Below are 25,121 nucleotides of genomic sequence, written 5' to 3' on the forward strand. Positions count from 1 at the left end.
TCTTTCCCAGGGGCGCGATTTTTCAAGAACTTCCCCTTATATGCGACACAGTTATCAGAGCAGTGGCTACTGTAAAATTAAACAGAAATATTCCCCTTTGCCTTTCCGCTTTCCAGCACCCTCAGATTCTCCCTGTATACCACTTAGTTATGAATATTTACCGGTAATTCTATTTACTGTTGAGTTTGTCAAATATCGTATGCAGTATTAATGTATATCTTCAATTGTGTTCAACACAAGGAGGCGGTTTTTAGTGTATAACCTGAATTATATTTGACATAGGGAAACAGTTTTCTAAAAAACTTACTTAAATAATACCTACAATTAGCTTTTCTAGTCTTTCACACAAAAAATCATTTTTCATGCCTGGTTTTAAGGTGGCGATAGTAACCAAATGATTATAATCATGTTCTAATATTTTATTATTTTCAATATTTGTTGGACATAATGCTATAACCTCATCCACAACATGTTCATTCCTAGTATTAACTTTTATAACCATATTTACATACATTTTGAATTGTTCAACTACTTTACTAGGGCTTGCACTATTAACATACTTTTTATTCCACACGCGATTTGCTGGACTATATTTAGAATCTAATATTATTGTTTTCATAAAAATTTTATCCTTGTAAATATCAAGTCGAAAATCGGGTTTGTTTCTATTAGATCTAGTCCAATAAGGAGAGTTTAATTTATCAGCTTTTTCAGGAGACTTCCCCATTGCCGAGTTGAAGATTAATTTCAAAACAATATTTTCTTTTTCAAAAACAACAAATGTATTGTCTGGAATTGCAGGTATTGAAATTTTATGTTCTTCAGAGGAAAGATTAAATATCCAACCAGATTCAGGCTCATATTCTAATTCTTTTAGCATTTCAATAATTTTAATAAAGCACCAGTATTCATAGAGAACTTCAGATGACTTCCAAGTATAATCATACATGTCCTCTATTTGGTTATCTAATCCCCCATTGATTAACTTATGTACTTTATAAAAAATATTGTATCCAGGTGTCTTAATAAGCTGTTGAGAAAGAATAATTTTTTGGGGAACTTTTATATTTTTTAAAAAGGAACTATTTATAGAATTAATTAACATTCGATTAAGTAAATCTATAGATTTTTCGAATTCTCCAACTTTAAGCAATTGTTTTTCTCTACTAGAAATTTTTATATGGTCCCCAACACTATATTCTTTTTTGTATCTTTTTAGTTGAATTAATTCCAGTTCCAAGTACTTTTTGAGTTCAACAGTGCTAACACTAGCCATTTTTAATATCCTTTGGAAATCATTAATAATTTTAATCAAATAGTAATTTACATTGTTACTATAATTATCTGTCATTGTATAAGAATAAATTTCTCCATCATTAAAAGATCTCAAATTATATAATGAAGAGCTATTTTTAATTTGACTAAGACGTAAAGATTTATTGTCCATCTTTCTACTTTTAGTAACTGATACTATTGCATAGCTCTTCTCTAATTTTGTAAAAGGTCTATTGAGAATAACGTGCATTGCCTTTTTTATAATTTTTTCCCTCTTAATCAAAATGGCAGCAAGATCGATAAATGTAGGATCAATTGAATTAACATCTTTTAATATATCTATTGAATTATTTTTTTTTATCCAGTCTCTTGCTAACCCTTTAGCGTGTGACTCTATTTCACGAATCATTTGATTATGTTCTATAATTTCTAAATTATTTGGTTTTATTAGAATCTGGCTATAATAATCCTTTCCATTCCAATATACTTTAATTTTGTATATTCCTGGAATTAACGGATAACCTACATCATTGTTAAAGTGCCTATGAATCATCGTCTCGTTATTTGGTGTTATATATTCAAAACCACTTTCATCAATTTCAATTGGTTCCTGAATCTCGTCAATATATTCGAAACAATCCATGTATAATTTAGTTTTATTATTATCTTCCTCATCTTTATCACTTAAAAATCTAACTGAAAGACTATCATACTCCAGTAAATTCAAATCTTCGATAAAGCCCACATCTGCATTTAATGAAAATTTGGGAAGTTGAATAATTTGCTTAATTTCTTTTTCAGATCTATAAACTACAAATTCAACTTTAAATGGTAAATCTTTAGTAAGTATATCCATATAAGTTCAACTCTCTTATCTTACGTTTCAAAGACGCAGTCGTGACTTTAAATTCCTCTTCATTAAGAACACTCAAAATATCTTCTTCCGAATTTTGCAATATAAATTCGAGCTCTTCCACAGTGCCTCTAATTTTAGGAATGATTTTTTGTGAAATTTGCAAATCAAACGCTTCCTCTCTTTTAAGAGAATTGTTCAAAGGCAAATTTAACATATACGAATTAATGTGGTCTAATACTCTGAAACCAATTCCTTTCGAAGAATCAATTTTAATTAATAAACGATTAATGTTGTTTAGTACTTCAATTTCTTTATCGAGTAATTTTATTTCTTTTTTATTATTCGACCAATTGTCGAAATGATAATAATCAACAATTTTTTTCTCGTTCTTATTTTCTCTAACTGCCGTTTCTACTGATAGGGAGTTTAAAGTATGAACCCAATTGTTAATATGATTTGCTGGAATATTAAATTCAATATAATTGCTTCTATCTAAAACTTTATCAGACAGGGTTTCTGTTGTCTCATCAATATTAATTGTACCTACAAACAAAACATTGGATAATATTGGGATTTCGTATGGGTACTGTTCACCGTTTAACACTCGCCCCACTAAATTTTTGCTGTATAAAGAAATTTTCCTCTCAGTTCCCTCTAATTCTAAAACACTCAAAAACTGAGAAAAATAATGTTCTACTTTTGCTAAGTTCATTTCGTCGAAACAAATTAAATATAATTTGTCGCGATTACTTTTCGCCTCTAATAGCGTGTCCACTAACCCCGATTCTGATGGTCTATAAATATTATTAATAGTATCTAAAAAACCAATTAAGTCCGAATCATCCTTCCAGTTTGGCTTAACTGGAATCATTTTAAACTGGTGAGTGTCCTTATTAACTAAACCTAAAGATTGAGCATAGTTATAAACTAATTGAGATTTACCCGTACCAGAAGAACCACTTAAAATCACTAATCTTCTCGTTTTTAAAGCTGTATGAAAATTAATAACATGCTTCTTTTCAAAAATTAATCCATTTTGTTTTAAATTAGTAAACAAACTTTCTAAGTAATCACTTTCAGAATAAAGATCTTCCTCATATTCTTCAATAGGATCTTCTTTAATATCCTTTAATTTGATTTTTTTATCGAGACTCACTATTTGACCTAGCTTTGCCAAACCTTCTCCCAGAATAATTTCATGGAAGTAATCATAATCAATATAAATAGCATGTGATTCAATAATCATGATATCTCGGTATTCTCCAAAATCTAACGGAATCTTTTTAATTGTATCTTCTGGGGTAACATGCCAACCATCATTTAACTTTTCAAAATCTTTAAATTCACCATATAAGAAATCTCCAGAAACCAAACATGAGGTTGTAATTTTTTCCAGAAAACTATAATTACCAATAGCTTTTGACTCTAACAATTTTTTTTCAAACGCATATTGATTATAATCATTAAAAATTGGAATTGTAACTAAACTACCAATTGCATTTCCAGAAATCCCTTTAGGACGATCAATAATTTTTAATGTATTTTTTGAAATTTTAATATTTTTTTCACCATAATTGTTTTCATCAATATAAGGTTTGAATATAAATAATTTTTTCGAAGCAAACTCACTAAAAATTTCCTCCTTAAAAAATGTATGGCCTTCCGAAAACTTCTCCCATTGAGAATCCCTAATATTATTCTCATAACCTGCTACAAACTTGTTTTTAAATAGTTTTTGATGTTCTAAAGGAATATCATCAATATTTAATATATCTAAAAAGAACTGAAATTGATTGAATTGAAGTGTTTGTTTAACTGGTAGTAGGTTAGGATGATATTCTTTTAGCTTCTTTTCTTCTGCTAAAGCTCCAACTAAATATATATTCAACTCCATTAATAAATCTCCTTTTAATAAAATTCTATTATACTAACCATAAAATTCAGATTATCAAATGGTCCCTGTGTACCGATCAACTATTGCTCGATCTCTTCTTCTGTTCTCATTATTTATTGCACCTCTGCTTATCATCTCACTTCCCAAGGAGCGAGAGAAATACCAAACAATTTATATCGATGAAAAAAAACGTCTAAAATATTGTTGCAGTAGGTGTTTACATGCATAAAATAAAGATTTTAGTGTATTGTCAAAATCGTTTAGAATTGTTTCTTTCCCAGGAACGCGATTTTTAACAACTGGAGTGCAGTTCAAAATGAGTTCACTCTTTTAAATTATCTATCATATGGGGATCAGTTCAAGACTTGACACCTTTCTTTCTATTACAGTCTTTATGAGCAAGTTGTAAATTTAAAAACTTGTCTCTTCCTCCAATTCCTAAAGGAATTCTATGATCTACCTCTAGGTCATCAGAAATAAATAGCAAGCCTCCACAAAGTGAACAGGAGTTTTGTTGTTTCTTCAGCATATTTTGTTTCTCTTCAACAGTTAAAATAATTTTCCTGTCATCGACTTTATAAGTATCCCAAAGTTCTAGAACCATTTTTTGATACTTCTTTATACCAATTCCATTCTGATCTTCTAATGGAAGTGATTTAGTATATTTAAATAAACTTGAGATTTCTTCTTTAATTTTTATTCGATTTAATTTTACCATTTCATAGGGAATTTTCGAAAACACGCTCCAAAGAGCATAAAAAGATTGTAGGGTTCTTCTAGCACTTTTAGTATGTTGCAGATAGAATAGTTTCGTTAGTTCATCTTTTAAATACTCATCTACTTCTTCGGTTAGATCCTTGTCTACTAGTAAAATTTTAAGTTTTTTTAGAAATTTTTCTACCTCACTGATACTTTTCAAAAAATTCTTTTTAACTTCATCTTGTTCAGATGCTAAGTTTAAAATCTTTGTTATTTCAACTTTGGATTTTACTCGAAAATTAATTTTATCAGTTCTCTGATAGATATCTAAATCATCATTTGTATCTGGATAAGTTTCCTTATATTCAAAATAAGCTAAAGTCGTTATTAATTCTTCATTTTCCATTCTTGTATTCTTCTGTTTAGAATAAAACCAATTTTCATTTTTTTTAACTACCTGTTTAATCTTACTAACGATTTCATGATCAACATATGAATTCCACATTTCAAATGTATTTTCTCTAATCGGATAAGGTTTGTTATTTAACCGGATAAATAAATCAATAGGATCAAATTGCGGATTAATTTTAGCATCTATTGTCACTAAGGATAAATTGAAATCCAATATTTTTTCTTTTAATACGTCGTTTAAATCTGTGTAGGATTTACCATTTAGTTCATCTAAAATTCTTAATTTGCCAAGTTTATAGTTATTTTTTTCTGATCTTGTCAATTCACTGTTTTCATCTAAGAATTCCTCTCCAATAAATCCTAAAATTGATAAAAGTCGTTGTTGACCGTCTACTACTTCTAATATTCCATCTAATCTTTTATAAATAAATATGGGAGGCAAATTTATGCCCAGCAGTATACTTTCGATTATAGCAGAGGATTTCATTTGATTTATTGACTCACCTCTTTGGTATGAAGGCCTGACTAAAAAACGTTTTCTGTTCATAAGTCTACATATATCATCTATAGTAGTAGAACTTGCATCAGGTTTATTTAACCTCAAACTTTCAAACACCTCTATAATCTGTTGAGTATCAGAGGAATTATTCATAATAGTTTTTAGCTTCTTTTGAGTTACTATATTATTTCTCATATATATATCAAAATTCACTTTAAATATATCTTCAAAAAATGATGCTGTTCCTGAATATCTTTCTTTCATTTCCTTATAGAAATGACTATTTTCAGTTGTATAAATATTTATATTTTCTCCAATGAATGCAATTAATTTCCCTTTAACTTCTTTATCATTTACTTCTTCTAAATTTATGCCTTCTTGCTCTAAAATAGTGAATGCCCAAAATAAGCATTCAAATACTAACTTATTATGCTCAATTTTTTTATCAGACAAGTGATTTTTTATATCTATTAATGTTTCTATTTTATTAAAAAAGCTATTATATAAATCTTCAACGTCTTGTGTATTTTCACTAAGACTTTCAAAGAATCTTTGAATTAATTCTTTTCTTCCTTTGGAAGTACTATAATAATTTATTGGTATATTATGCAAAACTAAAAATACCCTTACTTTTGACATAGCTTTTTCAAGAGTTATTCCTTTCTTACTCAGTTCTTTTTCTCTTTCAGAAAAAAATAAATCTAAAAAGTCTATATAATCTTTTTCTCCTTCTTTGAATTTCTTTTTGAAGAACGTAGTTGTATCATCATTTATATAAATAGCTTTTTCAATCTCTGCATTTTTTAAAGGTGTTATCCCTGAGTTATATCTTCTAAATATCTCTTTTTTTATCTGATCCTCTTTTCTATAATCTAAAGTGGGTTCATTTACAATACTAAATTCGATTATCCTTAATTTCGTATCCCAAAATACATCTTGCAGACTGACGTCAAAATCTTCAAAACTCATTTTTTGTAAATCCTTAAAAATGTTTAGTCCATTTTTAGTTAGATGAAATCTATTATCCTTAAATCTTTTAATTGTTTCAAAACGTTGTCTTCCATCAATCACTTCAATATTTTTCCCTGTATTAAAAAAAACAAGAGGAGGTATTTCAGTTCCCAGAAGTATACTTTCAATAAAATAAGAAGCCTTGTCAGTATCCCATACATAATTCCTTTGATAATAAGGATCAAATACAGTGCTTCTTGTCCTCCGTTCATTAGCGAATAAAGTCTCTATAGACATTACTTTTGAGTCTATTTTTATATGATTTTTAAAAATTTCTTTTATTTCCTCATCCTTCAAAAATAAATCTGCCATTTCATTTCCCCCTATTTAATAAAAAAATACCTACAACAATAAACTTCTTAATTCTTCATCCATACAATAAACATAACAACCCTTCATCCCTCGAGTCATCAACGTCTTATAAGTATTCCTCACCAACTGATCAAGCGGATCAACCTCGTACTTCCCTTTCGGCTTCGCCGGTCTGGCGCCTTTATCTTTAAAGTTCTCTCGCTTTACTTCAATGGATTGAGTTTCTGGATTATAGGTCAAATCATTGCCGATGATGACGCCGACGTATTCCATTTCAAGTCCTTGAACAGTGTGGATGCAGCCGATTTGTTCGGAGCCTTCCGGATGGATGGCCCAGTCGATGCGTGCTGGATCGTTCCACGGCATGGCGAAGTCATGAACCTCGACCACCACATCTTTCGGCAACTCTCCATTAATTCTTTTGGTGTTCCATTCCCATGCATAGCCTGCGAGCAGCCTGCCGCATTTTTCTTTGACTACCTTCTCGTAAAGTTCATGCGGGGAGTCGACGACTTGGAAGTCGAAGTCACCGTCCAGCTGGATGTCCTGCTTCCGGTCATAAAGAACATTGTCGAGCCACTCCAGATAATTTCCTGAACCGGCGCAGCGGAACTGTGAATCGAGTTCGACGACATGGACTGTGGAGTTCTGCTTTTCGGCTTCTTCTTTCAATAGATTAAAGCGGCCGATGTCTTTATTCGAAATAACCTGCTCATCGTCGATAAAGAATACGCTGACTCTGCTGGAGCGAATGATTTGAGTGGCCTGGTTTTCGCCTTCGATTTTGCGTTTCATATGTCCTTGATTCTTCAGTCGATGAGCTTCGTCACAGACCAGGACGTCATAGTAATTCGCAGGTGTTTCCACATACGATGCTGAACCTTTGAACAGGCTGCGAATTTCCACAAAGCCGCTCCGGCCGATCAGTTTCTTCCGGAGGATTTCGCGGAACGATTGGTTCGGCGTAATGTACTCAATTGTTGCTTCTTCGCCCAACAGGAAGTTCATCAAGTTCAAGCCGATGACCGATTTTCCGGTTCCTGGTCCGCCTTTGATGAGGATCGTATGCTTTTGGTCCGTTTCCAGTTCCATGCTGTTATAGATGGACAGTACTTTCTCATAAGCGACCTTTTGTTCATCGAGGAGAATGAATTCCTCGTTTCCTTCAAATAAGGAATTGACGGCTTCGACCAGCTTCTTGGAGGGACGGATACGCCCTTCTTCAATTTTCCGGGCGATGTCTGTACCTTTCCCTTCAGAGACCGCATCATTGATTCGCTTCCGCAGCAACAGGTCATCAAATTGGAAATAGATCGGCGACTGCTCGACGTAGTTCGTATAGCGTTCATTGAGCAAAGGCTCTGCCAGTTTGTTCGGGATGTAATTATGCAGATAAGCACAGGAGCTCAAGCTGATGGATGTATCTTCGTATAAGGCTTCATTGAAATTCTCGAGATAGCGTTTATAGGACAGCGATTGATAGGATGGGTGTACGGTTTCGCGTTCCCGGCCACCCAGGTAAGTTCTGACAATGCCATCTCCTTCAGCCAGCTGCGATTTCTGCCATTGCTTCAGTTCGATGATGACTGCGTTTTGCTGGCCAGTCTTGTCTTCACCGGTAATCAGGAAATCAATACGCTTTTCAGTTGAAGGCAACTTGTATTCCAGCAGCACGTGAGTGCCTTCTTTCAAATCGGCATCGCGCAGGATCTTTGCCATTTCTGGCAAGGAGTTGGTCCACGAACGGATTTCGCTTGGGGATACGGAATGGTTCATCTTCTCCTGGACTTTTTCAAGGAGCACAGATTCAATGCGCTGTTCCAGCACGTGGTTGATGAATTTTGAAGAGCTTTCGTTGTAGATAATCATGGGGGTGCTCCTCTCTAAATATGGATATTCAATACAAATATATTAACATTATTTAACTGTTATTAGTTAAATTAACGAAATATTTTTACATTTTTATCATTTTTCTCTTTTATATCTACTTTTTTATTGATTCTAAATTTCTATGTAACCTTATTTCTTCTATGTCCGTCTACCTGCTAAGGGGTGAATGACATGAAAAGCACTAAATCTATCGTTTTAATTACATTCTTCTTGATTCTCAGCGGATGCTCCCAATCAGATCCTGAAATCACTGAAGCTGAGGCAGAAGCGATTGTCGAGCAGCACCATACGAATTCGTTTGGAACAATGGAAATCATTTCGATCAGCTATGAGCGCGGCCGGTATGTAGTTGAATGGGAAAACGACGGGAATTGCGAATGGGGCGTGGATTACGTGGATGGGCAGAGTGGCGAAATCGAGATGGGTGAGGCGACAATTTGCTGATGGTGAATCGTGGGTTTTCGTCTTCAAGCTAAAGAAACCTCCAAGCATGAACACTGCTTGGAGATTTTGTTAGCATAAAAACTTATCAATATTTGGAATAGCTTAGAATGTTGATGTTTTGAATTTTTTTGGAGCAACGGCCCGATTTCAAAATCATTAATTTACGGCATCGAAAAGACCGCTAATAACAAAGTTATTTAGCGGTCTTAAACTTGTTTTTATTTGATTTAAGCTATTAGATTAGACGGCGCAACTCGAAGACAGCAACTGCTTATTCTAAAACCTTTGATTGTTTTTACTAAAGCCCTAATGCATCCACTGCATAAGTTGCATCCGCATTACTGAACCCTTCAAACTGCAATTGTTCAATCAATCCGGATCTTGAAAAAGAAGTGTACTCGATATAGTTTTCGGCTGCTAGTACGGCTTGTTCGCTCCAGTCCACCGTTATTTCACCTACTGCGTAGGTTGCATCGGCGTTACTAAAACCTTCAAATTCCAATTGTTCGACCAATCCACTTTGCGAAAACGCAGTGTACGATATATAATCTTCAGCCGATTTCACTGCCTGTTCGCTCCAATTTACATCGATTTGCTCTACAGCGTAAGTTGCATCGGCGTTATCAAAACCTTCGAATTCCAATTGCTCGACGAGTCCACTTTGCGAAAACGCAGTATACGCTATATAATCTTCAGCCATTCCTACCGCTTGTTGTTGTGAAGCTGATCCAGCATTTTCTGCGGCTTGACGTTCTGCTTCTGCTATTGCCTTGGCTTCTGCTTCAGCTTTTTCTGCTGCTTCTGTTTCAGCCTTCTTTTTTGCTTCAGCTTCAGCTTTCGCTTTCTCTTCTGTTTCAGCTTTTTCTGTCTCTGCAGCATCAACTTCTGCCGTTTCAATCACAGGTTCGTCTGTCTCAACAGCCTCTTGTCCACAACCGCTTAAAAGAACAATTAGTCCAGCAGCCGATAATACCTTTTTACTTTTCCCCATAAGTACACGCCCCTTTCAGATAGTGAAGATTTGATATTGATTATTTTATTAAATCCGAGATTCCAGTAAACTATTTACACATATTAATAGGTCTTTATCTCCTACAAGACTATTTCATTTGAACTATATAAATGCTAATATACCACAATATTCAGTGGCTTTATATAGCGCTTGTTTAATTAAGTTTCATAAATCCATTTTCAAGATATGCCTGAAATCTATCGTTCCCTGCATAGACTTATTTTATTCCAACAACAAAAAACGGCCTTGCCGCAAAACAGGCAAGGCCGAAATTATCGGTTTTATTTACAAGAACAACAACCCAAGCCCAATCACCACGCCACTGACAAACAACACGATCAGGCAAAAGCCCATGATGTCTTTGGCTTTGAGGCCGGCGATTGCCAGTGCTGGTAATGCCCAGAAAGGCTGGATCATGTTCGTCCAGGCGTCTCCCCATGCAACAGCCATCGCTACTTTCGCTGGATCGCTGCCGAGCATTTCTGCAGCTTCCAGCATAATCGGTGCTTGAACTGCCCACTGTCCGCCCCCTGAAGGGACAAAGAAGTTGACGAGCCCTGCACTCAAGAATGCGAAAAGCGGGAAGGTCTGTTCTGTTGAAATGCTGACGAACGCATCCGAGATGACTACTGCCAAACCGGATGCTGTCATCATCCCCATGATTCCCGCATAAAATGGGAACTGGATGATGATGCCGCCCGCTCCTTTGACCGCTTCTTGAACCGCAATCAAATACTTTCGAGGCGTCCCGTGGAAAAGGATGCCGAGGAACAAGAACATAAAGTTAACCAGGTCAAGTGTTAAGGCAAAGCCGTTTTGAATAAAGTAATAAGCGATAAACGAAATCCCCAGTACACCAATGACCACAGATAAAATCCAGCTGTTTTCCAACCGCTCTGCCGGAGTCCTGTCCGCTTTCGCTGCTTGTTCCTCGACTTCTGGTTCCACTAGCACTTTCGGATCAACAACCACAGTTTCTTCTTTTTTCGGCATCATCAAACGGTTTAATAACGGAAGAATAATAACTAACGCCGCAATGATAATCAAATTATAGCTGGCAAAAATCGTTTCTCCGGTCGGAATAATGCCGATTTGATCCATAAACGGGTGTCCGTCTGTCGCAATCGACAGCGGAATCGAACCCGAGAATCCGGCATGCCAAATGATAAATCCAGAGTAAGCGCTTGCAATCAACAGCCGGTAATCGACATGCTCGACCCGCTTCGCCAACTCTTTCGCAAATAACGCACCGATAACCAAACCAAATCCCCAGTTGATCCAGCTTGCGGCAAGTGACACCAAGGTGACCCAAATAATCGCGCTGCCCGGCGACTTCGCAAAGCTCGCCAGTTTCCCCAGCCCCTTTTTGAAAATCGGGCTGCTCGCCAAAACAAATCCGGTAACCAGTACCAGCACCATCTGCATGGAGAACGCTAACAAGGCCCAGAATCCTTCACCCCAAAATGCCACCATTTCAACAGGTGTGGAACCGGTCAACCCCAAGCCCAGTCCGAACACCACCACCGTCAAAATAATGACGAATAAAAATGGATCCGGTAAATATCTTTCCATCAAATTATTGGAAAAGCGGATAATTCCTTTCATCTTCTGCCACCCCTTTGTTTGCTTTCTCACTACCTGTCTTATGCTACCTCATATTTCCTCTTTCATGCATAAAAATTGAAAAAATTTGATTATTCATCGGATCTTTTCTTTATTTTCTTCCTATTCATTGGGCGCTACTCAAATCACCTAAAAGAAACCGGATTTCACGAGCTAGAAGCACAAGAAAAACTGAATTCATTTAAGCCTTCTATGATTCAAAAGCTGCTGAAGACTGCGGAGAAAGAAGAAGAGAAATTACGCCAGGAAGTGTCTTTAGCAAGAGAAAAAGACAGTGAAGAATCGAAAGAACTCATTCGTACCACCCGCCTGGCAAACCGCATTCTGCAGCAGGATACGGATGCCTACCTGCAAGTCATCGAAGAGCTATCACCGCTGGATGACCTGCTGGAATTCGGAAGTGGTTTTGAATTCATTACCGAAGATCCCAAAACACTTGAAGTTGAATTTAATGTCCATTCGAAAAACGTCGTCCCTACTGAACAAAAGACTCTGACGAAAACCGGCAAAACCGATATCCTCCCGGTTCTTTCTGTTCGTTTTGATAAAGCTACATTGAGCAGCCTGAACTTCGAAGCCATCGATTGTTCAGATTCTATGGTCAACTTCCAGCACAATATGAAATTCAGGAAGACGCAGGGTTTTGCTCCGGTTGAGAAAGTTCAGCTGCCTCAGTAATAAAAGGAATCTCGCTTCATCAATTTAAAAAAGATTGGACAGATAACTCTGTCCAATCTTTTTTTCTTCTATTATTAAGATCCATCCACTCACTCCTGAACCTCCAACAACTCAATCAACTGGATCACTTTCTCGTCCTCCCCCGGATTGAGCATCACCAGCTCCGTATCTTCAATGATGTCGTTGTAGAACTCCTCGCCCGCAGGATACTCACCGTCCCAGCGCAATGGCACATTGTATACGTTGATCGTGCCATCTCCATTGCTGCTGTAAGTAACAGATCCATCCACCAAACGCGGTCCCGCCAGTTGGATAACAGGTTCCGGATAAGCAGCGCTCGTGTCATCGTCCGGATTGAACGGTGTGCCTGCCGGGATTTGCTGGACGTACAAGCTGTCTATCTCTTCGTTTGGCCCAAGCTGCAGCCACACTCTGGCGTATTCAATCTGCTCGCTGGAATACTCGGACAAGGCATCTCCCTCTTCCATCTCCGCTTCTTCTTCAATTGCTGGTATGTTGTCCTCCGGATCCTTCCATTCTCTTGAAGGATCCATGATCGGCGCATCTTCTTCCCCGCAGCCCGCCAACAGCATCAATGCAGCGCTCATGCAAAGGAGCTTTCCAACCTTCTTCATCGGTCCCGCCTCTCCTTTCCTTTATTCCGAATAAATAAGTTAGCTGTACATTCGATAAACGGAGTCTGTTTTCCTGCTTGAGAGCTTATGAATTTCCCGGAACCATTTCGATAACCAATAGAAAAGCCCATGTGAACGGCATCTCCATCGTCAGATTAGTATCCAACAATTTTGGTGCCGTCCACATGGGCTCTTTATCTATTCTATTGTTTATTTTACACTTCCGCCAAAATCAACACGCCTTTTTCTTTCAAGACCAGGTTTCCGCTCACTTGTTCATCCGTCAGCACTTCTTTATACTCGCTGTCCTGCAGCTCGATTGTGACTTCTTCGTTGTTGTGGTTCAATACGAACAAGTAGGTTTGGCCGTCTTTCACGCGCTCGGTTGTTTCGACGCCTGCCGGTACGTCAAGCAACGGCTCGACGCCCGCTTCTTCGCACACTGTCTGCAGGAAGTCGACCAGGAAGTCCGCGTCCGGGCTTGAAGCCACGTACCACGCTTTTCCTTTTCCAAATTTGTTGACGGTCAAGACCGGCATGCCTTTATAAAAGTCGGAGCCGTATTCAGCGATGGCTTCTGCGCCTTCCGTGTGGATCAGGTCAAACAACAAATTGCATGAATACTTGCCGCTTAAACTTCCGCGGGATCCTTTTACGACGATTTGATTGGTTTCATCCGGGTGCAGTGCATCAATTTCTTCTGCCCAAATGCCAAGAACCTTGCGCAGTTCGCCTGGATAGCCGCCGAGTGTGACGATGTCGGTTTCGTTGACAATGCCGCTGAAGAACGTCGTCAAGAAGGTGCCGCCGTTTTCAACGAACCGCTCGACTCTTGCTGCATAGCCTTCTTTGACCATGTAAAGAACTGGCGCAATGACGACGTCGTATTTGTTCAAGTCTTCTTCGACGCCGATCATGTCGACTTGGACATTTAGTTTGTAAAGCGCATCATAGTATTTATGCACTTCACTGACATAGTCGAGCGACACGGAAGGTCCGCTTGACAGCTCGGTCGCCCAGCGGTTTTCCCAGTCAAAGACGATGGCCACTTTGGCGTTGACCCGTGCATCAAGCAAAGTATCCGATAAACCATTTAATTCTTTCCCTAATTGGGCGACCTCATTGAACACGCGCGTGTGTTCATGGCCGACGTGTTCAATGACCGCTCCGTGGTATTTCTCGCAGGCACCGACAGAGCGGCGCAGCTGGAAGTACAGAATCGTATCTGCCCCGCGGCCGATTGCCTGGTAGCTCCACAAGCGCATAACACCCGGACGCTTCAACGAGTTATACGGCTGCCAGTTTTGCTGGCTCGGCGTTTGCTCCATCAGCATGAACGGCTGCCCGCCTTTTAAGCCGCGCATCAAATCGTGCGTCATCGCGGTGTAGCTGAACGGCGTATCGATGGCCGGATAATTGTCCCACGACACAACGTCCATTTCTTTTGCCCATTTAAAATAGTCCAGCATCGGGTATGTACCCATCAAGTTGGTAGTGATTGGGATATTGGTTGGCACGTGTTTGCGGATGGCGTTGTATTCCAATTTGTAGCAATCCAACAGACTATCCGACTGGAAGCGGCGGTAATCGAGTGAAATGCCCTGGAAATCCGAAACATTGTCTTCGCGTTCTTCGCTCAGCATGTTCGGTGCCACGATTTCGTCCCATTCGTAGAACGTATGTCCCCAGAAGCCGGTGTTCCACGCTTTGTTGAGTTTTTCAAGCGTTCCGTATTTGTCGCTCAGCCAGTTGCGGAAAGCGTCCTGGCAGTTGTCGCAATAACAATATCCGCCATATTCGTTGGACACGTGCCAAATCAAGACAGCCGGGTGGTCTTTGTAGCGTTCTGCCAATGTCTCGGCGATTCTTTCGGAGTATTTGCGGTAAGTCGGGCTGTTCGGGCACGAGTTGTGGCGGCTGCCGAACTTGCGTTTTCTGCCGTAAAAATCGACGCGCAACACATCCGGGTATTTTTTCGCCATCCATGCTGGATGTGCGGCTGTGCTTGTTGCGAGGCATGTGTAAATGCCGTTTTCGTACAGGCGGTTGATTTTTTCATCCAGCCAGTCAAAATTGTACATGTCTTCATTTGGCTGATTTAACGCCCATGAAAAGACGTTTAATGTGGCCACATCAATTCCAGCCAATTTGAACATCCGGACATCTTCGTCCCAAATTTCTTTTGAATCCCATTGTTCCGGGTTATAGTCCCCACCGTGCCAAATCTTCGGCAATTTATCGTTAATCATCCTATTCCATTCCCTTCTATAGTAACCTCGGTCAGCTCAGCTTTGGCTGATCCAGCAATTGGATTTGGTCGGTTGTGGTGTTTTCCAGTTCCAACACGACAATTCTGATGTTTTTCTTTTTTAATAGCGTGCCTAGCGCGGTGTTAGAACCAGCATCTACACTCGCTTTACTTTATAAACTACAGAAGAAAAATCAGCCGGATGTTCGTTCGTGCGGTAACGATTCTGCTGCAGACCTGCACCCATCAATTCGTCTCCGTAAAACGTGGCATCTATACCATCAATCGCGTATTCGAATTCTGGATTCAGCCCTTTAAAGAACACACGCGTGAGTCCCGGATTTGGCCGCGACAACACTTGGTAATAACCGAGTATCGCCTCGTTTTGGTCATCTGACACGACGGTCCAGCTTGTCACGTTGCCATCTTCCGCAAATGGGTTTTCGATTCGGTAAAATTGGCCTTGTTGAATCAGCAGACGGTTTTCTTTGTAAAAAGCGATTTGTCGTTTGACACTTTCTTTTTCCGTATCTGTCATCATCGCCACATCCAGCTCATAGCCAAAAGCGCCAAAGTAGGCGACGTTTGCGCGTGTCTCGAGGCTGGTGATCCGCCCGACTTGGTGGTTCGGCACTGCCGAGACATGTGCGCCCATCGAACTGATCGGGTAAACCAGCGATGTGCCGTATTGGATTTTCAAGCGTTCCACCGCATCGGTATCGTCGCTCGTCCACCCTTGCGGCGCGTAATGCAGCAAACCCGGATCAAACCGGCTGCCACCTCCTGCACAAGACTCGAACAAGACATGCGGAAATTCGGTCGTCAGCCGTTCATACAAAGAGTAAACGCCCAAAATGTACCGGTGCGCCACTTCGCGCTGCCGATTTGCCGGCAACTCCAGGGATCCGATTTCCGTCATATAGCGGTTCATGTCCCATTTCACATACGAAATCGGTGCGTCCCGCAAGACGTTTGCCACTAACCCATGAATAAAATCCACCACTTCCTGTCTGGAGAAATCCAAAACGAATTGGTTGCGGCCATGCGACATTTGGCGATTGGGAACATGGATCACCCAATCCGGATGGGTTTTGTACAATTCGCTTGCTTTCGAGACCATTTCCGGTTCAAACCATAAGCCGAAGTCCATTCCCAAACCGGTGATGTCTTTGGCCAATTGGGTGATGCCAGTCGGCAATTTGCGCTCGTCCTCAAACCAATCCCCCAGGGAGGTGGTGTCATCATCGCGCTTGCCGAACCAGCCATCGTCCAGGACAAATAGCTCTACACCCAATCTTTTGGATGATTTGGCGAGCTCAAAGATTTTCTTTTCATCAAAATCAAAATAGGTCGCTTCCCAGTTGTTGATCAATACCGGACGTTCGCGGTCGCGCCATTGTCCGCGCGCAAGTCGGGTCCGGTACAGCCGGTGAAAAGTCTGGCTCATGCTGTTCAAGCCGTCTGCCGAATAGACCATGACCACTTCCGGCGTCTGGAACATTTCGCCGCTTTCCAACAGCCAATTAAAATCAAACGGGTTGATGCCAATCATCAAGCGCGTCACGTCGTAATGATCCACTTCAACCTGCGCCAGGAAATTGCCGCTGTAGACCAAACTCACTCCGTACACTTCACCTTGGTGTTCCGTCGTCGCTGGACGTTTCAGCGCCAAAAACGGATTGTGCTGGGCACTGCTCGTTCCTCTAGTGCTGGCAATGCTTTGGATGCCAGGAACCAGTTTACGGTTTTTGATATGCCGCTCTCTTGCCCACGAACCCGACAGCTGCACCATCTCAAAATCAGAATCCGGCAAATCGATGCTGGCACTCAACGCTCGCGTCAAATTCACATCTGCCTGTCCGTGATTGATAAACTGGGCAGAACGGGTAATCGCATTTAACTTTTCAAACACCGTATAAGAAAGCCGCACTTCCACATCGATTGCTTGATCGTATAAAGAAATCTCCAAAGTGGTTGCCTCATCTTCGTTTTCTACATAAGTAGCAGGCAAGCCATCCAGCTTTTTTTTGCCTCCAAAAATCTGGTGATCTTTATAGACAAAATCCGTAATGCGGCTGCCGTCTTCCTGCAGCACCTGGTACGCTGGCTCCCGGAAATCCGTCGTCCCATATGCTGGATATTCCTGTTTGATCAAATCGAGCGAAAAAACAAGATCACCTTCATTGACGCACGCCGTGTTGGGCGTCGCCTCCACATGGAACAACCGCTCGAACGACTCCCGATGGCGCAGCTTTTTCCCGTAATAAAGCTGGCCCAGCTGGCCGTTTTCCAAAATGCTGAATAGATAACTCGCTTTCTCGGTTTGCAGATGAAACTCACGCGTAGAGTCGTTATATAAAATCGGCACAATTTACCTCCTATATAAGTTGAACTAGTGATTGTTCATTGACGATATTCCGCAAAACAGTTACGCTTTCCTGCGGGCTTGCGCCGAACTAACTTGAGCTAACGCTCAAGTGGATTTCGACACTTCGCTATCCCGCGGGAGTCTCCACTGTTTTGCTCCATATCAACTAGTAATTTAACGAAGAAATATAATGTCATAGTTAGTTAGTTAAATCTCTTAGCGCCGGCGCGTCCACGGGCTAGGCGAAGCAAGAAGACAGGCGGTTTTCCTGGCTTCTTGCGTGAGCCATGCCCAAAGCGGCCAAAGCGGCATATAAGAACAACACCAAGCTACCAAGGGAAATCCCCCCTAAAAACTGCCTATCATTTAACCCTTAACCGACCCCATCATGCCTGCAACAAAGTGTTTCTGCATGAGGAAGAACACTAGCGCTGTCGGCAAGGTGGCGATAACGATGGCTGACATGATGACGCCATAATCCGGTGAATAGCTCGAACCCAGATTGGAAATCAGCAACGGAATCGTTCTTTTTTCCGGTGACTGCAAGATGACCAACGGCCATAAGTAATTGTTCCAGCTGTTCATAAACGAGATGATTGCCGCTGCTGCATACGTCGTTTTCATCGTCGGCATGTAAATCCGGAAAAAGACGCCGATTTCACTCAAGCCGTCAATTCTTCCCGCCTCCACCAAATCTTTTGGAAACATTTTCGTGTTCTGCCGGAAGAAAAAGATGAAGAACGCCGTGGTCGCTGTCGGTAAAATAACAGCGCCCAGCGAGTCAATCCCGATTAACGGCGCCGTGTCGCTGATGCTGCCGAACATGCGGTACAAGGGAACCATAATCGCCGCAAACGGAATCATCATCGACAACAACAAGACGGTGAAGACGATGTCTTTTCCTCGGCTGCGGTGAATCTCAAAACCATAACCGGCAAGCGATGCCAGCAAGAGCGTCAAAATGGTAGTGATGACCGCAATAATGGTTGAGTTGATCAAAGCCGGAACAATATCCACTGTTGCAAACAAGGTTTTCATGTTTTCAATCAAATGGGTTCCAGGCAGCAAGCGCCCTCGCGTCACATCCACCGATTTATTGGTGATGCTGACGAGCATCCATAAGAACGGAAAAATAGAGACGATGGCTGCGAGACTTAGAAACGTATAAATGAAGATTCTTTTAAAGGTTTTCATTTTTTCTCACCCGCCACTCTGAATTGAATAATCGAAAGAATTATCACTAAAATCACAATAACGTAGGATACGGTTGACGCATAACCAAAGTCAGGCGTGTATTCGAAGGACAGATTGTAAATGTATTGCGAAATCGAAATTGTCGCATTTCCGGGTCCGCCGTTGGTGATGTTGACGATTTCATCAAAGATCTGCAAGGTGCCGATCGTTGACGTAATCGATGTGAACAAAATAATCGGTTTCAGCATTGGAACGGTAATTTGGAAAAACTGCTGGATGGAGTTTGCTCCATCGATTCTTGCTGCTTCGTAAATCGACTTGTCGACGTTTTGCAAAGCCGCCAAATAGAAAATCATGTTATAGCCCGTCCATCTCCACGTAATCGCGAGGATGATGACCACCTTCGCCCATACGGGATCGGCTAAAAAGTTGATCGTTTCCGAGATAAAACCAAAGTTGAGCAAAAACAGGTTGACGATGCCATCGATGCCGAACAAGTATTTAAAGACGACCGAGTAGGCAACGAGTGACGTGACACAAGGCAAGAAAATCGCGATTCTGAAAAAGCCTCTGAATTTCAATTTGGGGTCATTTAACAAGACGGAAAAGAATAACGCCAATACAATCATCAATGGAACTTGGATCAGCAGATAAATTGATGTATTGGTTAGCGCTGCGATAAACGTCGGGTCACCGAACAATCGCCGCCAGTTATCGAAGCCCACATATTCCAAATTCGCGCCCATTCCTGATTGAAAAGACAACAGGAAAGCTTGAACCATCGGGTAAAAGTTAAAGATGGTGATGGCGATGATTGAGACAATGACAAACAGCCAACCCACTTTCCTCTTGAAATAGACACCGGTTTTTTGGCGTTTGGTTTCTTTATCGCGCAAGCGCACTGGAAAATCCAGTTCGCCTTTTTTTGTTGAGTGCTGGCTCATGCTTCTCATTCCTCCTATAAAAAAACCTTGAGCTGCGCCGGACTGGTAAGTGATAAAGCACTTCTACCAGTTAGTCGGCGACAACTCAAGGCTTTATTCATCCCGCTTTAACGGTTTGTAAGACTCCCACTTCTAAAAGCGGGAGATCCAACAAGCCGTAAAAGTCCGATTGGATGGACTAACAATCAGTGGGGGATAAAGCCCCCACCGATTGAAGTTTCTCTTTATTTCCAATCCATTATTTGAGTTGTGCTTCAGCTTGTCCTTGGACATTTTCAAGTACTGTCGTAAGCTCTGCGCCGTTCAAATAATCTTGCATTCCAGTGACCAAAATGTCTTCAATTGCATACGTGTGAAGGCCATAGTTGACGGCTGGAATTTCGTCTGTCCATGCAGAAAGATCTGTGATAAGCTGCTGGCCGCCAAAGAATTCATCTTCAACTGCATACGCATCTCCTTCAGCTGCTGGTGAATAAGTTCCAAGAGCACCGATTTCTTTTACAAGTGTTTGGTACAAATCAGGATTTGAACCGAATGTGTTCAACATGAAATCTGCCGCTTGTTCTTTGCCATCTACGTTCAAGACGTACCATGAGCTGCCGCCCAAGTTAGAAGCGTTTACTGCGCCTTCCATATCCAATCTCGGCATTGGCACCACTGCCCAGTTGCCGGATTGATCGGCTGCTTGCTTGACGCTTGGCGTAATCCAGTTTCCTGTTGGAACACTGGCAACATCGCCGCTGTTGAATGCACCAACAAACTGGCTCCAGTCAGAAACGATTTTCGCGATGTCCGCATCCATCATTTTTTTGTATGTTTCAAATGCTTTTTCAAGTGATTCGTTGTCTGCAAGGTTTGGTGTTGAACCGTCTTCATCCACATACCATGAACCGTTTGTCTGAATCATCATGCGGACTGGCGCCAAATCGTTCGGATCCAATGTCAGCATGTTTTTGCCTGTTGCTTCTTTTACATCTTTACCAATTTCAATGTATTCATCCCACGTGATATTCGTTACGTCTTCTACTGTGTATCCTGCTTCTTCAAGATAGTCTGTGCGCACATACAATGCAGCTACGCCAGAATCGAATGGCAATCCGTATTGCTCGTCTTCGAAGCTCGTAGTTGCAATTTTATATTCTGCAAAGTCGTCTGAATTGATGACATCCGTCAATGGATGGAATGCATCCGGATAAGCTTGCAAGAAGCTTTGTGCACGGTAATCCTCGATCAGGACAATGTTTGGCATTCCGTTAGTTGTACCAGAGCTGAGCCCTGTGTTTAGTTTTTGAATAATATCGTCTTGCGCATTTTCAATGACGTCTACTTCATACTCGCCATCTCCATCGTAAGCTTCTTTTGCTTTTTCAAGAGCTGCAATGTTGAATGCTGGATCCCATGCCCAAATCGTAATGCTGTCCACATCTGATGAACCTTCTGAACCGCTGCCTTCGCTTGCTTCTTCATCCCCAGAAGAACAAGCGGCCAACACAGCCATGCCGATCAACAGCACTAGCATAAGATAAAATTTCTTCATCAAAAATCCCCCTTTTGTAAGCGCTTAACTTTACGCCTTACATACAGTATAACGACCAAAAAAAAAAGATTGTTAGCACAATCTTTGGGTGTTTTATCCGAAAATTTTTAGATATTTCAAATATCTCTCTTATTTAGTTGGACTATTATTAGGTGCTTGTAATTTTATTGGATTCCACTGGAGCATCCGTCTTTTGGAGAGGCAATTCCACTCTTATTTTGGTGCCTTCTCCCTTTTTGCTGGTAATTTCTACACCGTATTGTTCACCATGCAGCAATTGAATGCGTTCGTGGACGTTGCGGATGCCGATCCCGCTGAACAAGTGGCGTTTCTCTTTAATATCTTCTTTTGTATGGTCGCCTTTGATCTCCATGCCATCGCCATTATCGACAATCTCACACATCAGGTTGTCGCCTTTTTGGGACACCAGAATTTGGACAAAGCCTTCTTTTTTCTCGTTGAAGGCGTGGAAAAAGGCGTTTTCGATAAACGGCTGAAGAATCAGCTTCGGCAACTGGCAATCCAGGCAATCCGGCGAAATGAAGAAATTCACTTTGATTCCGTCGCCATAGCGCGATTGGTTGATCAGGACGTAGTTTTTCAAATCCGTTATTTCCTGTTCCACGGTGATGGTTTGGTCAACATTGCTGAGGGCATTTTGCAATAACGAAATCAAGGCATGGATCATATCCGTCGCTTTTTCTTTTTTGCCCTGCTGGATCATGAATTTCACGGAAGCCAAGGTGTTGTAGATAAAATGCGGATTGATTTGATGCTGCAGCGCCATCAATTCCGCGCTGCGCTGCTTTTGCTGGGCCAGGACGACAAGGTCAACGTATTCCTGCAGTTCGCTGAGCATCGAGTTGAAGGCGTTGGCGATTTTCTTTGCTTCGTAGCCGCCGGTTTCCGCCACCGGCACATTGAAATCATGTTTGGCCATTGTCGAGATTTGCTTGACCAGCCGGCTGATCGAATTGGTCATGCGGCGGGAAATGATAAACACAACGATGACAGCAAGCAGGACGATGCCCAGGCTGATCAGCAGAATTTCTTTCGTGTTGATCAAATTATTCAGGACCGCGCCTTTGTCGACCAGATTTACCAAATACATATTATAAGTCGGGAGGTATTGCGACATCAGCATATAGTCTGTACCAAAGACCGTGACATCTTTGAATTCCAATTGTTCATCGTCCACTCTTTTTGCCAACGCCAGGACATCGGGCGCTTCTTCGCCGATCATTTCTTCATTGTTGCTGGAAATGATCTTGCCTGTTGCATCGACCAGGAGCACTTCGTTTTCCATGCTCGTGTAGCCTTGGTAAAACTCTTTCAGCTGCGCTTCCCGGATCGGGAAATACAGCACGCCGTAAATTTCACCGGTCGACCTTTCCATGAGCGCTTTTGTTGCCACAATTATCGGTTCGTCATTAAACGAAGTGGACGGCAAAAATTGGTAAAGCAGCGTGTTGGGCCGATTGATCGTGTACTGGGTAATCGGATGGTTTCGCAGCACTTCCCAGGAAACGGGCCAATTTGAATAATTCACATTGTACAGCCGCTCGTTGTTCCCGAGCACAATCATATTGGCTTCATACGACTCTACGGTCGGATAGATGCGTTCGATCTGCCGGCTCATATCGTGATAGGATTTCGACGTTTCAACGGCATTCTGGTCCTCTTGGGTCAACACCTTTTTGATGGTGCCGTTGTTTTGGACTTCATTTGTCGCACCAACGATGGCAAAGCTATAGTCTTCAAATTGGTTTTCGATTTGTTCCAGGGCTTCCGTGTTTGAAATGCTGAAGGTGTCCATAAACAAGTTGGAAGACATCCGGATCGAGCTGAACGTGATCAACAAGGATACAGCCACGATGCTGATGACCATGATCAGGAACATTTTGATAAACAGGCTGTTATTTCTTAAGACTAGAAAAGCCTTTTTCTTCATTTTCATGGCGGGCTTGGAGCTCCTTTCGGTAACTGCCTGGAGACATCCCGGTTATGCGTTTAAACACTTTGCAAAAATAGCTGTGCTCCGAATAGCCGACCATTCCACTGATGTTCGAGATGGATACCGTACTGTTCTCCAACAATTCCATCGATTTCTTGATCCGCACACGGTTCAAGTACTCGCTGAACCCTTCTTTGTGGTGCGTGCTGAAATAAGAAGACAGGTAGGACGCATTAAAGTGGAAATGATTGGCGATTTCAGAAAGCCGCAGCGGCTCTGTATAATGCTGCTCAATGTAAGCCAGGATCTTATCGAGGTTGTTGGACGGGTCACTTGCTTTGTCACCCGAGAGAATGATCGACTCTACTCTTTCCAGGAATCCGTGGAATTGATCAAGCACTTCGGTGACATGGACGGCTTCATTGATATTCGAGAAATAGCTGTATTTTTTTTGTTCGAGCTCTTGGATGTCGTATTTCATGGCCTCCAATAGCACAATAATGTTGAAAACGATATTGCCTAAAAACGATTTGAATTCAAAGCTGTCGTTGTTGTATCGCCCTGCCAAATAATCCACGTGGTTTTCCAGGTAGGTAAAAGCCGTTTTGAACAGGCGGTCTTTGAACATCTCGATAAAATGATTCAAATCGAAGTTGGCTTGTTTTTCATTTTCCTCCGGCAGCTTGTCGTAACTAAACAAACTCGCGTCCGGCAAATAAAACCTATACTTCTTCATCTTCAAGCACCCTTCATCGTAAACCTTTTTCATGCTATCGATTGCATCGAACGGCTCGCACAACATCCATGTAGTATCCGGAGTTTCGGCCGCCTGGTGTTCTATGGTTTGTTTAATGGCTTCTAGCTGATGCGGGTTGAAGTTGAGCAAAAGCATGGTTTCAGTATCGCTGGAATTCAAGGCGAAAACCGGAAATTCTTCAAGAATAGACCGTTTCAGCGCCGTTTTTAGTTGAGTTGGATCCAGATTTGTTCCGTGTACGCCGACCAAAGCAAAGCGGCTGTTGGGCAGGACAGCGGATAAAATGTCCTTATCCACGGAAAAGTCGTAGCCCAGAATCATGCTCTCCAGCACTTTTTCAATCGAGCGTTCCGGCTTTATGGCCGATGCGGAATGCTGCAAATCAGGAATCCGACTGACGACCTTGTTCAAGATCCGCAATAATTCAGGACCGTTCAACTTGGGCTTTAGTATATAATCGGCGACCCCATTTTGGAATGTCGACCGCACATAATCGAAGTTTTCAAAACTACTGAGTACAATGATTTCAATATCCGGAAAGGCTTTCTTCGCTGCCCTGACCAAATCGATGCCGTCCATGATTGGCATGACAATGTCGGTGATGACAATATGCGGAGCAAACTCCCCGATCAGCTGCATCGCTTCTTTGCCGTTCCAAGCTTCCCCGACAATTTGAAATCCCTCTTGTTCCCAGTCAATATAATTAATGATTCCTTGCCTAATCAACATTTCATCGTCGACAATCAGAACTTTGCACGCTTCTCCCATGAACTTACCCCCTTAAAATGCAACTCACAAGAAAAAACTATTCCCCTTTGGCGCGGCTATCCCTTGAATAAAATTAGTTGTCTCATTCCATTAACTTGGCAATTGTCTAAAA

16 protein-coding genes are annotated in these 25,121 nt (G+C 41.3%); 2 read left to right on the forward strand and 14 right to left on the reverse strand.

The features are described from left to right. Positions 1-307 precede the first annotated feature (307 nt). The 4 genes from J7I83_RS03845 to J7I83_RS03860 all read right to left on the reverse strand — a co-directional run bounded on the left by J7I83_RS03845 (position 308) and on the right by J7I83_RS03860 (position 8,826). A complete protein-coding gene (locus J7I83_RS03845) occupies positions 308-2,131 on the reverse strand; it encodes a nuclease domain-containing protein (protein ID WP_215099365.1) in 1,824 nt (607 codons plus the stop codon). Then, positions 2,115-4,025, reverse strand: coding sequence for an McrB family protein (locus J7I83_RS03850; RefSeq protein ID WP_215099366.1), 1,911 nt, complete (start codon positions 4,023-4,025; stop codon positions 2,115-2,117). The genes J7I83_RS03845 and J7I83_RS03850 overlap by 17 nt, the downstream gene beginning before the upstream one ends. Before the next feature lie 358 nt (positions 4,026-4,383). Then, on the reverse strand, positions 4,384-6,957 hold the full coding sequence (locus J7I83_RS03855) for a GmrSD restriction endonuclease domain-containing protein (protein WP_215099367.1): 2,574 nt from the start codon (positions 6,955-6,957) through the stop codon (positions 4,384-4,386). A 30-nt stretch (positions 6,958-6,987) separates the two neighbouring features. Next, positions 6,988-8,826, reverse strand: coding sequence for a DUF2075 domain-containing protein (locus J7I83_RS03860; protein WP_215099368.1), 1,839 nt, complete (start codon positions 8,824-8,826; stop codon positions 6,988-6,990). A 192-nt stretch (positions 8,827-9,018) separates the two neighbouring features. Here J7I83_RS03860 and J7I83_RS03865 point away from each other — a divergent pair, with 192 nt between their 5' ends. Beyond that, positions 9,019-9,291, forward strand: a complete 273-nt coding sequence (locus tag J7I83_RS03865) for a hypothetical protein (protein WP_215099369.1) — start codon at positions 9,019-9,021, stop codon at positions 9,289-9,291. Between the two features lie 298 nt (positions 9,292-9,589). On the opposite strand, the gene J7I83_RS03870 is transcribed toward J7I83_RS03865, so the two are convergent. Both J7I83_RS03870 and J7I83_RS03875 read right to left on the reverse strand, forming a co-directional pair. Continuing rightward, positions 9,590-10,282, reverse strand: coding sequence for an Ltp family lipoprotein (locus J7I83_RS03870; RefSeq protein WP_215099370.1), 693 nt, complete (start codon positions 10,280-10,282; stop codon positions 9,590-9,592). A 306-nt stretch (positions 10,283-10,588) separates the two neighbouring features. After that, on the reverse strand, positions 10,589-11,908 hold the full coding sequence (locus J7I83_RS03875; RefSeq protein WP_215099371.1) for a short-chain fatty acid transporter: 1,320 nt from the start codon (positions 11,906-11,908) through the stop codon (positions 10,589-10,591). A 75-nt stretch (positions 11,909-11,983) separates the two neighbouring features. Here J7I83_RS03875 and J7I83_RS03880 point away from each other — a divergent pair, with 75 nt between their 5' ends. Continuing rightward, positions 11,984-12,604 carry a hypothetical protein gene (locus tag J7I83_RS03880; protein ID WP_215099372.1) on the forward strand — a complete coding sequence of 207 codons (621 nt, stop codon included), beginning with the start codon at positions 11,984-11,986 and terminating at the stop codon, positions 12,602-12,604. 89 nt (positions 12,605-12,693) lie between these two features. Here the strand turns inward: J7I83_RS03880 and J7I83_RS03885 are convergent, their stop codons facing one another. From J7I83_RS03885 to J7I83_RS03920, 8 genes are all read right to left on the reverse strand, one after another. Then, positions 12,694-13,239 carry a hypothetical protein gene (locus J7I83_RS03885; RefSeq protein ID WP_215099373.1) on the reverse strand — a complete coding sequence of 182 codons (546 nt, stop codon included), beginning with the start codon at positions 13,237-13,239 and terminating at the stop codon, positions 12,694-12,696. A 215-nt stretch (positions 13,240-13,454) separates the two neighbouring features. Then, positions 13,455-15,488 carry a beta-galactosidase gene (locus J7I83_RS03890; RefSeq protein ID WP_215099374.1) on the reverse strand — a complete coding sequence of 678 codons (2,034 nt, stop codon included), beginning with the start codon at positions 15,486-15,488 and terminating at the stop codon, positions 13,455-13,457. Between the two features lie 156 nt (positions 15,489-15,644). Then, positions 15,645-17,855: an alpha-galactosidase gene (locus tag J7I83_RS03895; protein ID WP_215099375.1), complete on the reverse strand. Its 2,211-nt coding sequence runs from the start codon at positions 17,853-17,855 to the stop codon at positions 15,645-15,647. Positions 17,856-18,221: 366 nt separating this feature from the next. Continuing rightward, positions 18,222-19,049 (reverse strand): carbohydrate ABC transporter permease, encoded by an 828-nt coding sequence (locus J7I83_RS03900; RefSeq protein ID WP_215099376.1) that lies wholly within the window; start codon positions 19,047-19,049, stop codon positions 18,222-18,224. Continuing rightward, entirely contained in the window at positions 19,046-19,993 is a 948-nt protein-coding gene (locus J7I83_RS03905; protein ID WP_215099377.1) for a carbohydrate ABC transporter permease, read from the reverse strand. The genes J7I83_RS03900 and J7I83_RS03905 overlap by 4 nt, the downstream gene beginning before the upstream one ends. 238 nt (positions 19,994-20,231) lie before the next feature. Next, positions 20,232-21,530, reverse strand: a complete 1,299-nt coding sequence (locus J7I83_RS03910; RefSeq protein ID WP_215099378.1) for an ABC transporter substrate-binding protein — start codon at positions 21,528-21,530, stop codon at positions 20,232-20,234. A 148-nt stretch (positions 21,531-21,678) separates the two neighbouring features. Next, positions 21,679-23,487 carry a sensor histidine kinase gene (locus tag J7I83_RS03915; protein WP_215099379.1) on the reverse strand — a complete coding sequence of 603 codons (1,809 nt, stop codon included), beginning with the start codon at positions 23,485-23,487 and terminating at the stop codon, positions 21,679-21,681. Continuing rightward, positions 23,447-25,009: a response regulator transcription factor gene (locus J7I83_RS03920; protein WP_215099380.1), complete on the reverse strand. Its 1,563-nt coding sequence runs from the start codon at positions 25,007-25,009 to the stop codon at positions 23,447-23,449. Before J7I83_RS03920 ends, J7I83_RS03915 begins: the two co-directional genes overlap by 41 nt. Positions 25,010-25,121: the final 112 nt, after the last annotated feature.

The sequence above is a fragment of the Planococcus sp. ISL-110 genome (genome assembly GCF_018613575.1).
Lineage (GTDB): Bacteria > Bacillota > Bacilli > Bacillales_A > Planococcaceae > Planococcus.

Bases quoted from the DNA above. Each gene is read 5' to 3' on its own strand.
- J7I83_RS03865 (WP_215099369.1), top strand. From the start codon at position 9,019: ATGAAAAGCACTAAATCTATCGTTTTAATTACATTCTTCTTGATTCTC.
- J7I83_RS03870 (WP_215099370.1), bottom strand. From the start codon at position 10,282: ATGGGGAAAAGTAAAAAGGTATTATCGGCTGCTGGACTAATTGTTCTT.
- J7I83_RS03850 (WP_215099366.1), bottom strand. From the start codon at position 4,025: ATGGAGTTGAATATATATTTAGTTGGAGCTTTAGCAGAAGAAAAGAAG.
- J7I83_RS03875 (WP_215099371.1), bottom strand. From the start codon at position 11,908: ATGAAAGGAATTATCCGCTTTTCCAATAATTTGATGGAAAGATATTTA.
- J7I83_RS03900 (WP_215099376.1), bottom strand. From the start codon at position 19,049: ATGAAAACCTTTAAAAGAATCTTCATTTATACGTTTCTAAGTCTCGCA.
- J7I83_RS03885 (WP_215099373.1), bottom strand. From the start codon at position 13,239: ATGAAGAAGGTTGGAAAGCTCCTTTGCATGAGCGCTGCATTGATGCTG.
- J7I83_RS03890 (WP_215099374.1), bottom strand. From the start codon at position 15,488: ATGATTAACGATAAATTGCCGAAGATTTGGCACGGTGGGGACTATAAC.
- J7I83_RS03905 (WP_215099377.1), bottom strand. From the start codon at position 19,993: ATGAGCCAGCACTCAACAAAAAAAGGCGAACTGGATTTTCCAGTGCGC.
- J7I83_RS03845 (WP_215099365.1), bottom strand. From the start codon at position 2,131: ATGGATATACTTACTAAAGATTTACCATTTAAAGTTGAATTTGTAGTT.
- J7I83_RS03855 (WP_215099367.1), bottom strand. From the start codon at position 6,957: ATGGCAGATTTATTTTTGAAGGATGAGGAAATAAAAGAAATTTTTAAA.
- J7I83_RS03915 (WP_215099379.1), bottom strand. From the start codon at position 23,487: ATGAAAATGAAGAAAAAGGCTTTTCTAGTCTTAAGAAATAACAGCCTG.
- J7I83_RS03910 (WP_215099378.1), bottom strand. From the start codon at position 21,530: ATGAAGAAATTTTATCTTATGCTAGTGCTGTTGATCGGCATGGCTGTG.
- J7I83_RS03920 (WP_215099380.1), bottom strand. From the start codon at position 25,009: ATGGGAGAAGCGTGCAAAGTTCTGATTGTCGACGATGAAATGTTGATT.
- J7I83_RS03860 (WP_215099368.1), bottom strand. From the start codon at position 8,826: ATGATTATCTACAACGAAAGCTCTTCAAAATTCATCAACCACGTGCTG.